The sequence below is a fragment of the Kitasatospora sp. NPDC098652 genome (assembly GCF_044760155.1).
Taxonomy (GTDB): Bacteria; Actinomycetota; Actinomycetes; order Streptomycetales; family Streptomycetaceae; genus Kitasatospora.
This window is the reverse complement of sequence record NZ_JBIWAQ010000027.1, coordinates 16377-27754: the sequence shown is the minus strand read 5'-3', so window position 1 is coordinate 27754 and position 11378 is coordinate 16377. Positions and strand designations below refer to the sequence as shown.

Annotated in this window: 8 protein-coding genes; 5 read left to right on the top strand and 3 right to left on the bottom strand. The window is 75.5% G+C overall.

Annotation, left to right across the window (positions count from 1 at the left end):
* Positions 1-140: 140 nt before the first annotated feature.
* Entirely contained in the window at positions 141-1187 is a 1047-nt protein-coding gene (locus tag ACIQWA_RS35785; RefSeq protein WP_402489938.1) for an IPT/TIG domain-containing protein, read from the bottom strand.
* A 185-nt stretch (positions 1188-1372) separates the two neighbouring features.
* Between ACIQWA_RS35785 and ACIQWA_RS35780 the strand changes: the two genes are divergently transcribed.
* The 4 genes from ACIQWA_RS35780 to ACIQWA_RS35765 all read left to right on the top strand — a co-directional run bounded on the left by ACIQWA_RS35780 (position 1373) and on the right by ACIQWA_RS35765 (position 9254).
* Positions 1373-2917 carry a hypothetical protein gene (locus tag ACIQWA_RS35780; RefSeq protein WP_402489935.1) on the top strand — a complete coding sequence of 515 codons (1545 nt, stop codon included), beginning with the start codon at positions 1373-1375 and terminating at the stop codon, positions 2915-2917.
* 76 nt (positions 2918-2993) lie between these two features.
* The gene (locus tag ACIQWA_RS35775) at positions 2994-3869 is read left to right on the top strand and encodes a hypothetical protein (protein WP_360243525.1); all 876 of its coding nucleotides are present in this window, start codon (positions 2994-2996) and stop codon (positions 3867-3869) included.
* Positions 3870-3910: 41 nt separating this feature from the next.
* Positions 3911-8476, top strand: a complete 4566-nt coding sequence (locus tag ACIQWA_RS35770; RefSeq protein ID WP_402489932.1) for a hypothetical protein — start codon at positions 3911-3913, stop codon at positions 8474-8476.
* A gap of 19 nt (positions 8477-8495) precedes the next feature.
* Positions 8496-9254 carry a phosphodiesterase gene (locus tag ACIQWA_RS35765; protein WP_402489930.1) on the top strand — a complete coding sequence of 253 codons (759 nt, stop codon included), beginning with the start codon at positions 8496-8498 and terminating at the stop codon, positions 9252-9254.
* 61 nt (positions 9255-9315) lie between these two features.
* Here ACIQWA_RS35765 and ACIQWA_RS35760 read toward each other — a convergent pair whose 3' ends face one another.
* Entirely contained in the window at positions 9316-9762 is a 447-nt protein-coding gene (locus ACIQWA_RS35760; protein WP_402489927.1) for a hypothetical protein, read from the bottom strand.
* Between the two features lie 162 nt (positions 9763-9924).
* A complete protein-coding gene (locus tag ACIQWA_RS35755; protein WP_402489924.1) occupies positions 9925-10620 on the bottom strand; it encodes a FadR/GntR family transcriptional regulator in 696 nt (231 codons plus the stop codon).
* Between the two features lie 149 nt (positions 10621-10769).
* Here ACIQWA_RS35755 and ACIQWA_RS35750 point away from each other — a divergent pair, with 149 nt between their 5' ends.
* A complete protein-coding gene (locus ACIQWA_RS35750) occupies positions 10770-11324 on the top strand; it encodes a gluconokinase (RefSeq protein WP_402489922.1) in 555 nt (184 codons plus the stop codon).
* Positions 11325-11378 lie beyond the last annotated feature (54 nt).

Sequence of the window (11378 nt, the reverse complement as noted above, 5' to 3'; positions counted from 1 at the left end):
GATGCACCGCCCCCAGACGCACCGCCCCCGGACGAACCGGCGCCCGGCCGAGGCCCGGCGACCGCCCCCGGATGCACCGGCCCCGGACGCACCGGTGCCCGGGCGCCGAAGCGGCACCCGGGCACCGGGAGGGGGAGCGGCTACGCCGTGTACGTGAACGTCATCGGCGCGCTGGTGCCGCCCGCCGTGGTGACCGTGACGTCCACCGGCCCGGGCCCACCGACCGGCGGCGCGTACGCCGTGCAGTACTGCGGCCCGCAGGAGACGCGGTCGGCGGGCACCCCGCCGAACCGCACCGCGCCGTACGTCAGGTTGCGGCCCGCGATGGAGACCGAGGTGCCGCCGGCCACCGGCCCGGCGGCCGGGCCGAGGTACGTGACCGTCGGCGCGGGCGGCGCCGGCGGGGCGGCACCGGTGTAGTCGAAGGCCGCCGGGGCCGCGGCCGTGCCGCCCGGGGTGACCACGCTGACCGGGGCGCTGCCGGATCCGCCGGGGGTGGTCACCGTGCAGGCGGTGTCGGTGCAGCTGCCCGGCGCCGGGACGCCGCCGACCAGCACCATGCCGTGGGCCAGGTTGCCGCCGCTGACGGTGACCGGGGTGCCGCCCGCGCCCGGGCCGGTGGCGGTGTCCAGGCCGGTCACGGACGGCGCGTCCGGGACGACCGGCGCGGGGGTGCTGCCGTCCAGCGTCGCGATCGCGACGTGGCCGGTCGGGTCGGTGTCGTTCGGGTTGCCGATGGTGGCGACCAGTTGGCCGGACGCCTTGGACGGGTCGCCGTACACCTTCAGCTTCATGAACTCGGAGAACCCGACCCGCCGGGAGCCCACCAGGACGGCGTCCAGGTGGCGGCCGTCCGGCGAGACGGTCTCGGTGAAGGTGTAGTCGTACGGCGTGGAGTAGAACATCGCGCCGTCGGTGGTGAGGCCCTGCGGCAGGTCGAGGGTGATGTGGGTCGGCCCGGTGAGGTCGGCCGTGCCGGCCGAGGTCCAGCCGACCGAGAACTGGCCCGGCCCGGGCGGGGCGGTGCGCGGCAGGTAGCCGTTCAGCGAGACCGTCACGTGCTGGGCCGAGGGGCCGGGCGTATCGGTCGGCGTGGCCGTGGCGGCCGTGGCGGCGGTGGCGCCTGCGACGAGGGTGGTCACGGACAGCGCGGCGGCGAGGCCGGCTTTCGCCAGTCGGGTGATCATGGGTCGATCATCACCGAACCATCGCGCTGACCTCACGGTTTTCTCGCATGCTCGTTCGAGAATGGCGGGATTCCGTCGAAATCCCGTTCCGATTCGGCCCCGTGCACCGCCGCCCAGCTGCCGCTCCGCCCGTCCGCAAGGTCCGTTTCGGTCGATGTCGGTGCGAACCTCTAATCTTGTCCACCGTGACCGCCATCGCTGACCCGCCCACCGAGCCCGGCCTCCGCCCGGCCGCCGGCGCCGCCGTGCCCGCACCGCGGCCCGCGCCCGGCCCCGCCGCCGACGAGGGCCTGGCCCGCCGGCTCAAGGCGCTGGCCTGCACCGCCCCGCTGCACGACCTGGACAGCCGCAAGGTCAACCTGGCCGGCGAGTACGGCGGCTACGCGATGGCCGAGGTCGGCCTCGCCGCGATCGACCTGGTCACCCTGCACATGGACTTCGACACCGGGGCCGACCGCGAGATAGTGCTCGCCCGGATGCTGCCCCGGGTCGCCGCCCAGGCCCCGCGCCGGCCCGCCCCCGAGCACGAGCGGGTCGCCCGCTGGGTGCTGGAGTCGCTGATCAACGTCGGCAGCGTGGACCGCGGCTTCCGCGCCGTCTACGGCACCTTCGGCGCCGACGGCGAGTACGTCCGCCGGGACTACGACTTCAAGCTGATCGAGGAGGTCCCCGGCCCCGACGGCGGCGTCTACCTGCGCACCACCGACGAGGCGGTCAACGTCCTGGTCGGCGCCCTCGACACCGACGTCACCTCGGCCCAGATCGCCGCCGAGGTCAAGCTGGAGGTGCTGATCCGCCGCGGCCGCCTGGCCGACGCCCAGCTCGCCGCCGAACAGGCCCGCTACCGCACCGTCCAGTACGCCGAGACGCTGCGCCGCGCCCTCGACGCCACCCGCCGCAACGTCCGCGCGGTCGACTGGATGCAGGCCGTCCCGGACCTCATCGACGAGGCGCTGGACCACATCGCCGACCGCTACCGGCACGAGAACGCGATTCTCACCAACATCCGCAAGGCCCGCGACGAGGCCGAGGACCAGGAGCACAAGCGCCGCGCCGCCGAGCTGGTCGACATCGTCAAGGACTGCATCCGCCGCCACACCCAGCTCCAGACCCGGCTGCTGGAGGCCGGGCCGCTGTTCCGCGCCGAGCAGGACCGGCAGGCCTTCGCCACCCCCGGCGCCCGCAGCGGCATCGACCTGTACGGCCAGCTGCTCGCCCCCGTGCTGCGGCTGCCGGTGGAGCAGGCCGTCCGGCCCACCGGCGCCTTCTTCGCCCGCGGCGCCGGACTGCGCACCCCCGTCTCGGTCCGGGTCACCGACCTGGTCGACCTGCTGCTCACCCCGCCGGTCGAGCGCGAGCACCTCGGCGCCGAGCTGCCCGACCCGGACCTCGTCGCCACCCCGGACGACAGCCGCTTCTCCGAGGCCCAGCTGGAAGCCGCCCAGGAACTCCTCGACCTGCCCCCGGACGCCCCCCGCCGGCTCTCCGGCCTGCTCGCCGACGCCCGCAAGCAGGACCCGGAACTCCCCTACCTGGTGGCCCTGCTGGCCGTGCACGCGGCCAGCCCGCCGGTCGGCACCGCCTACCGCCAGGGCGAGGAGCGGCTGCTGTTCGCCGTGGACGACGGCACCCCGCTGCGCGACCGGGAGTTCGGCGGCGCCGACCTGATCGTCGGCAGCGCCCTGCTCGACGCGGTCGGCATGGCCGCCGACCGCAAGGACGCCGGCTGACGGCCCGGCCGCGACACCCCCAGGCACCCACGTTGACGACCCACCACCACCGCGCCACCCCCGAGGAGCACCGCCCGTGACGACCCACCACGACACGTCCTGGGCGGCCGAGACCGAACCCGCGGCCCCCGCGCCGATCACCCCGGCCGACGTCGCCGACGCCGCCCGGCTGGTCTCCTTCGGCCTCCAGGCCAAGCTGCTCCCCGCCCGCGACGCCGAGTACGCCGAACTCGTCCGCCGCCACCGCGAGGACCCGCCGTTCGCCCGCCTCGCCGACGCCGTCGCCACCGGCATGGGCCTGGTCGTCCTGGAGGTCTCGCCGCGGGCCGGGATGGCCGTCGCCGCCGCCGAGGAGTCGCTGTTCGCCGTCCGGATGGGCGACTACTCCCGCCGCGCCGCCTCCGAGTCCACCGACCGCTTCCTGCACGGACTGGCCCACCTCGCCGTCGCCGCGATGGCCTTCCCCCGCCCCGAGGACCTCGCCGACGACGGCTACCTCGGCCGGATCACCGTCAACGGCGTCGACTCCTTCGTCCGGCAGGCCTGCCGCCGCCTGGAGGAGCAGGCCGACGCCGAGGGCGCCAACACCGACCCGGCCAGCGACGCCCCCGGTCTGGAGGCCGCCTGGCGGGTCTGGGCCCGGCGCACCGCCACCGGTGCCACCAAGGACGCCCGCCGGCTCTCCGGCTCCACCATCGGCATCGTGGCCAAGGCGGTGATGTTCCTGGTCGACTCCGGCTTCCTGCAGAAGGTCTCCGACGACTCCGGCGGCACCTACCGCACCACCGCCCGCTACCAGCTCCAGGTCCGCGACCTGGCCGGCAGCGCCGCGATGGCCGAACTGCTCGACCTCGGCATCGTCCCGGTCTCCGACGGCACCGCCAGCCTGCTGCCGCCGGACACCTCCGACGAGCTGGTCGCCGACGCCGGCCTGCCGTTCCACTCGCTCTGATCGTTCTGACAACCCCATAGACGCACGGAGAACCGCCGCACATGTACGAGCTCAACCGGGTCCGCCTCTACTCGATCGGACCGGCCGGCGCCCGCTACGCCGACACGGTGCTCGACCTGCGCGGCGTCGGCGAGCCCGTCGCCGACCCGGCCCCCCAGCAGATCGGCCTGTTCGGCGAGGACACCGACGGCCCGGTCCGCCGCCCCGCCCCGGCCGGCGTGCTCTTCCTGGAGAACGGCGGCGGCAAGTCCGTCCTGCTCAAGCTGATCTTCTCGGTGATGCTCCCCGGCCACCGCAACACCCTCGGCGGTGCCAGCTCCGGCGTGCTGCGCAAGTTCCTGCTCGCCGACGACTGCGGCCACGTCGCCCTGGAGTGGCAGCACACCGTCACCGGCGAACTGATCGTGGTCGGCAAGGTCAGCGAGTGGCGCGGCCGCCAGGTCTCCTCCGACCCGCGCAAGTTCGCCGAGACCTGGTACTCCTTCCGCCCCGGCCCCGGCCTCACCCTCGACTCGCTCCCCGTCGCCGAACGGGTCAGCCTGGCCGGCGACCAGAAGGCCCGCGGCCGCCGCCGCACCATGAAGGGCTTCCGCGACGCCCTCACCGAGGCCGGCAAGGCCCACCCCCACCTCGACCTGGTCTTCGAGGACGGCCACGACCGCTGGACCGAACACCTCGGCGAACTCGGCCTCGACCCCGAACTCTTCCGCTACCAGCGCGAGATGAACGCCGACGAGGGCGAGGCGGCCGGCCTCTTCGCGGTCAAGCAGGACAAGGACTTCACCGACCTGCTGCTGCGCGCCGTCACCGACACCCGGGACACCGACGGCCTGGCCGACCTCGTCCACGGCTTCGCCGCCAAGCTCGGCCTGCGCTCCGAACTCACCGCCGAACGCGACTTCACCGCCGGCTCGCTCGACCTGCTGGAACGCATCGTCGAGGCCACCGGCGCCCGCGAGACCGTCCGCGAGGCGCACCGCACCGCCGAACGCCGCGCCCGCCGCCTCGCCCACGCCCTCACCTCCCGCGCCGCCGCCGAACGCGACCGCGCCCAGGACCTCGCCATCGAGGTCGCCGCCGCCGTGAGCGCCGTCACCGCCGCCGAGGCCGACCGCACCCGGCACAGCCTGATCGCCGACGAACTCACCCACCGGCACGCCACCCTGAGCCTCGCCGCGGCCACCGCCGAGGCCGCCACCCTGCGCCGCGAACTCATCGACGCCCGCACCCTGCACTCCGCCTGGCAGGCCGCCGAGGCCGTGCTGCGCCAGCGCGCCGCCGCCGACCGGGTCGCCCGGGTCGCCGTCGCCATCCGCGAGGCCGAACTGGACGCCGCCCCGGCGCTCGCCGCCCGCGCCCGCGCCGCCGGCGCGCTCGCCCGCGCCCTGGAAGCCGCCGCCGCGGCCGCCGAGACCCGCGCCGACACCGAGGAGCAGCGCGCCAGCGAGCTCCAGGAGGACGGCGGCAAGGCCCAGACCGACGCCACCGAGGCCGCCACCGCCGCCCAGAAGGCCCGCAGCGAGGCCGAGCACCTGCGCCAGCGCCTCGCCGAGGTCGAGCAGGAGACCGAGGCCGCCGTCGAGGCCGGCTTCATCGACTCCGACGGCGACGTGGACCCGGCCCGCGCCGCCCTGCACGCCGCCGACGTGGAGCAGGCCGCCGCCGCGGCCCTCGCCCAGGCCCGGACCGCCGCGAAGGCCGCCGCCACCCGGCTGCGCGAGGCCGCGGCCGCCACCTCGCGCGCCGAACTCGCCGCCGAACGGGCCGGTGACGCCCGCAAGGACGCGGCCCGGGCGCTGGCCGCCGAGCAGCGCACCGCCGCCCTGCTCGCCACCGAGCAGCGCCTCGCCGACCTGCTCTCCCTCACCCCGTACCAGGACGGCGCCGAGGAGGACGCCGGCTTCCTCACCCCCGCCGTCCTCGACCGCAACGCCGAGTACCTGCGCGAACTCCTCGACGAGGCCATCGCCACCGCCGAACGCACCCTGTTCGACCTGCGCACCGCCGCCGCCGACGACTCCCGCATCCTCGCCGCCCTCGGTGACGGCGGCCTGCTGCCGCCCGGCCCCGACGTGCTGGCCACCGTCGAGTACCTGGCCGAGCACGGCATCCCCGCCCTGCCCGGCTGGCGCTACCTCGCCCAGTCCGTCGACCCCGCCGACCACGAGGCGATCCTCGCCGCCCGCCCCGAACTGGTGGACGGCGTGGTCGTCACCGACCCGGCCTCGCTGGAGCGCGCCCGCGAGGCCCTCCAGGCCGCCGCCCTGCTGCCGCGCTCCACCGTCGCCGTCGGCGCCGCCGCCTCGCTGATCGCCCCGATCACCGACGAGCCCGCCTTCTTCCTGGTGCCGCCGAACCCGGCCATGCACGACGAGTCCGCCGCCGACGGCGAGCGCCGCGAACTGCGCGCCCGCGCCGCCGCCCGCGAGGAGCACATCCGCGAACTCGCCGGCCGGCTCGGCGCCGACCGCGCCCTCGCCGCCCGGCTCGCCTCCTGGCACGCCAGCTGCCCGCCCGGCACCCTCGCCGAACTCGCCACCGCCGCCGAGGCCGCCCGCGAGCACGCCGAGCAGGCCGCCGCCGCCCTGGCCACCCTGCGCGCCGACCACGACGAGGCCGAGACCGACCACGCGGCCGCCGCCTCCGCCCACGAGGAGCACCGGGAGGCCGCCCAGCGCGCCCGCCGCCGTGCCGACGCCCTCTCCGGCCTCGCCTTCCGGCTGCGCGAGCGCGCCAACTGGGCCCGCCGCCAGCGCGAACTCGCCGAGGACGCGGCCGAGTGCGACCGCCGCCAGGCCGTCTGCGCCGAACGCGCCCGCACCTGCGACGAGGACCGCCGCGCCGCCCAGCGCGCCGCCGACGACGCCCGCCGCACCGCGCGCGCGCTGCGCGCCGAACGCGCCGAGATCCCCGCCGCCGAGCAGGCCGACGAGCCCGCCGAGCAGACCGCCCCCGCCGCGCTGCCGGCCCTGCGCGAGGCCTACCGGGCCGCCGCCCAGCTGTACGAGAAGGTCGGCGTCGGCGCCGACCTGCGCGCCGAGCAGGCCCGCGCCGAAGGCGACGAGGCCGCCGCCGCGGCCGAGCTCGACCGGCTCACCAACAAGGTCCGCACCCGCGCCGAGGAACTCCTCGGCAGCCCCGACGGCGCCGACGGCCCCGCCCGCCAGGCCGCCGCCGCCCGCGCCGAGGAACTGGTCGCCACCATCGAGGCCCGCTCCGCCGCCGCCAGCGAGCAGCTCGGCCGGCTGCGCGGCGAGGTCGAGCGCTCCGCCCCCGCCGACGGCGAGGCGCACACCGAGCTGCCCGAGGAGCTGGTCCCCACCGACCCCGAGCACGCCCAGGTGCTGCTGCGTACGGCCACCAGCCGGCTCGCCGAGTGCCGCGAGGCCGTCGAGACCGCCCGCACCGCGCACGCCGACCTCCAGCGCACCTTCGACGCCGCCCAGTCGGCCGCCGCCGACTTCGACGAGCTGGCCGGCCAGCTGCGCGACGGCCTGCGCGAGCAGCCGGAGGAGGACGGCCAGCCGGTCGAGCCCTACCTCGGCCCGCTGCCCGAGGCCCGCAACGCCTCCACCGAGGCCCGCCGCGCCCTGCGCACGGCCGTCGGCGAGCTGTCCTCCGCCGAACTCGCCGTCCGGGACGCCTCCGACGCGCTGGTCCGGCACGCCAACGCGGCCCGCTACGAGGCCGTCCGCACGCCCGCCCGCCAGCAGATCCGCGAACTGCCCGCGTCCGCGCTGCCCGAGCACGCGGCCGCCTGGGCCGCCGCCTTCGCCCCCCGGCTGCGGGTGCTCACCGACGAGCTCACCCAGCTGGAGAAGAACCGCGGCTCGATCGTCGACCGGCTGCGCGGACTGGTCGAGTCCTCGCTCACCACCCTGCGCGCCGCCCAGCGGCTGTCCCGGCTGCCCGAGGGCCTGGGGGAGTGGTCCGGCCAGGAGTTCCTGCGGATCCGCTTCGAGGACCCGGACCACGCCACCCTGGTCGAGCGCCTCGGCGAGGTCATCGACGAGGCCACCCGCGCCGCCGTCCGGAAGAACAGCGACCTGCGCCGCGACGGCATGTCCCTGCTGCTGCGCGGCGTCGCCGCCGCGATCGGCCCCAAGGGCGTCAGCGTCGAGATCCTCAAGCCCGACGCGGTGCTGCGCGCCGAGCGGGTGAGCGTCGGCCAGATGTCCGACGTGTTCTCCGGCGGCCAGCTGCTCACCGCCGCCATCGCGCTCTACTGCACGATGGCCGCGCTGCGCGCCAACGACCGCGGCCAGTCCCAACTGCGGCACGCCGGCACGCTGTTCCTCGACAACCCGATCGGCCGCGCCAACGCCACCTACCTGTTGGAGCTCCAGCGTGCGGTGGCGGACGCGCTCGGCGTCCAGCTGATCTACACCACCGGCCTGTTCGACACCACGGCGCTCGCCGAGTTCCCGCTGGTGATCCGGCTGCGCAACGACGCCGACCTGCGGGCCGGCCTCAAGTACATCTCGGTGGAGGAGCACCTGCGCCCGGGCCTGCCCGCCCCGCAGGACCCGGACGGCCCGACCATCCACGGCGAGATCACCGCCACCCGGATGTTCAAGCGCCCGGCGGAGGTTCCCGCCCAGCCGTGAACTGATTAGCGTGATCGCCATGTTGACGATCGCGCACCTCAGTGACATCCACCTCGGCCAGGTCCACCGTCGGGACGGCGGCAAGCGCGCCCGGCGGCGGGCCGAGCAGGTGATGGCGTACCTCGACGCCCTGCCCGGCCCGCTGGACGCGGTGCTGGTCACCGGCGACCTCGCCGACCACGGCTCGCCCGAGGAGTACCGCCAGGTCGCCGAGGTGCTGGAGTCCCGGCACCCGGTGCTCACCTGCCCCGGCAACCACGACGTCCGGGAGCCGTACCGGGAGGTGCTGCTCGGCGAGGCGCCGTCGACGGGCCCGGTCAACCGGCTGCACCGGCTGCCCGGCGTCGACGTGCTGATGCTCGACTCCTCGATACCCGGGCAGCACGACGGCCTGCTGGCGGACGCCACCCTCGACTGGCTGGAGGCCCAACTCGCCTCCGGCCGCCAGGAGTCGCCGGCCCTGGTGGCCTTCCACCACCCGCCGGTCGAGCTGCACATCCCGAGCGTCGACCGGATCCGCCAGTTCGGCGAGGCCCGGCTGGCGGAGGTGCTGCGCCGGCACCCCCGGGTGGCCGCGCTGCTCTGCGGCCACTCCCACACGCCCGCCGCGTCCACCTTCGCGGGCCTGCCGCTGCTGGTCGCACCCGGGGTGGTCTCCACCACCACGCTGCCCTGCGAGGGCGGGAGGGGCATCACCTTCGACCACCCGCCGATGCTCGCCTTCCACGTCCTGGACGACGACCGCCGGCTCACCACCCACTACCGGATCGTGATCTGACGGCCCGTCGTTCACCGCCTGGCCAGAGCGCCCGGCCGCAGCGCCCGGTCACAGCGCCCGGTCAGGTGGTCGGCAACTGCGGCGGCTGCTGCGACTGGCCCCGGTACGGAGCCTGGCCGGGCCGCCCGGCCTGCGGCTGCTGAGCCTGCGGCGGCTGCGGGCGGTAGGACTGCTGCGGCGCGCTGCCCGGCCCCGGCCGGGGGAACGGGCGGGGCGCCAGCGGTTCGGGGGCGACCCGGCTGCCCGCCATCGGGTGCGCGGAGTTCGGCCCGCGCATCCGCTGGGCGGCGACCTGGCGGGAGATCAGGATCTCCAGCAGGCACCACATCGTGCCGAACACCCCCAGCCCCATCGCCAACAGCGCGGGTGTCAGCAGCCAACTGCCCGCGTACGAGGCCAAGGTCGCGACGACCACGCCCACCAGCGTGAAGGAGAGGCAGAGCACCGCCCGGACTGCGGCGGAGCGCACCTCGTCGGGCAGGCGGCGGCGACGGCGTGGCGCGGACATCGGGCGACCCCCAGGCGCGGATCCGGTGCTGGAACGGGGAACGGGCGCACACGAATTGCGCCCCCTTCACCTCACTCTGCCCCCGCCGAACCCGGACCATGCGTCCGAATCCACCGAACTGCCGTCAAACCGTGCCATCCGGGCAGGCGGCGGGAGCGGAGCTCACCCCAACTGCTGGTTGAGCTCCTCCAGGGCGCCGGTGACGATCGTCCGCATCGCCCGTTCGGCGTGCGCGGCGTCGCCGCCGCAGATCGCGTCGGCGACCTCCCGGTGCAGTCTGATCGCGTACGGCTCGGGCTGATGGGGCATCAGATGGTACTCGGTCCGGCCGGTGAGCACCGCCCCGACGGTGTCGCCGAGGTGGGCGAACATCTCGTTCCCGGAGGCGCGCAGGACGAGGGCGTGGAAGGCGATGTCGTACCCGAGGAAGGTGGTGAGGTCGGCCTCCCGGGCGGAGACCGTCAACTCCACCGCCAGCGAGCTGAGTTCGCGCCGGTCGTCGTCGCTGGCGTGGCTCGCGGCGAGCGCGGCCGCGGCCGGTTCGACGGCCACCCGCAGGGAGCCGAGCGAGCGCAGCTGGGCGGGCCGGTCGGCGCCGGCCAGTCGCCAGCGGATCACCATGGGGTCGAAGACGTCCCAGAGCGACTTCGGCTGGACGGTGATCCCGACCCGCCGCCGGGACGCCACCAGGCGCATCCCCTCCAGGACGCGCACCGCCTCCCGGACGACCGTCCGGGACACCCCGAACCGCTCCTCCAGGTCCTCCCCGCGCAGCACCGCGCCCTCGGGGATCTCCCCGGACGCGATCGCCGGCCCGAGTTCGTCAAGCAGCCGGCCGGGCAGCCCCTGGATCTCCATCCGCCCAGGGTAGTCGGCCGCCCCCGCGCGGTGCGCATCGCCCTGCGATCTACCCCACACCCCAAAAGTATGACGATTTGGTTTCCGGCACTTGAATACGTCATATCTTTGAAGCGATAGTGGCGGCCTGCAACGAAGGAGCACCACTGATGGCTCTCAACGTCGAGAACCGCGCCCTCCCGGGCACCCCCCTCACCGTCGTGGTGATGGGCGTCTCCGGTGTCGGCAAGACCACCCTGGCCCGCCTCCTGGCCGACCGCCTCGATCTCCCCTTCGCCGAGGCGGACGAGTTCCACCCGCCGGCCAACATCGCCAAGATGTCCGCCGGCACCCCGCTGGACGACCAGGACCGGGAACCCTGGCTGCGCGCCATCGGCGCCTGGCTCAAGGAGCACACCGAGTCCGGCACCGGCGGCGTGGTCACCTGCTCGGCGTTGAAGCACGGCTACCGCGACATCCTGCGCGCGGCCGCCCCGGGCGCCTTCTTCCTGCACCTCAGCGGCGGTCACGAGCTGGTCGAGGACCGGCTCTCCCACCGCACCGGCCACTTCATGCCGTCGTCGCTGCTCGGATCCCAGTACGCCACCCTGGAGCCCCTGGGTGCGGACGAGCGCGGCGCCGTCCTGGACGTGGGCCCGTCCCCCGAAGAACTCGTCGAGATGGCCGTGGCGCTGCTGCGGCCCGTCAATGGAGACCTCACGTGAGCGAGCGAAGCGAGCGAGCCGTCAGAAGGCGCGTACGGGCGAATGCCCCTGCCG

Excerpts from the sequence above, each read along its gene's own strand:
- ACIQWA_RS35785 (WP_402489938.1), bottom strand. The coding sequence starts at position 1,187 with ATGATCACCCGACTGGCGAAAGCCGGCCTCGCCGCCGCGCTGTCCGTG.
- ACIQWA_RS35765 (WP_402489930.1), top strand. The coding sequence starts at position 8,496 with ATGTTGACGATCGCGCACCTCAGTGACATCCACCTCGGCCAGGTCCAC.
- ACIQWA_RS35760 (WP_402489927.1), bottom strand. The coding sequence starts at position 9,762 with ATGTCCGCGCCACGCCGTCGCCGCCGCCTGCCCGACGAGGTGCGCTCC.
- ACIQWA_RS35770 (WP_402489932.1), top strand. The coding sequence starts at position 3,911 with ATGTACGAGCTCAACCGGGTCCGCCTCTACTCGATCGGACCGGCCGGC.
- ACIQWA_RS35755 (WP_402489924.1), bottom strand. The coding sequence starts at position 10,620 with ATGGAGATCCAGGGGCTGCCCGGCCGGCTGCTTGACGAACTCGGGCCG.
- ACIQWA_RS35750 (WP_402489922.1), top strand. The coding sequence starts at position 10,770 with ATGGCTCTCAACGTCGAGAACCGCGCCCTCCCGGGCACCCCCCTCACC.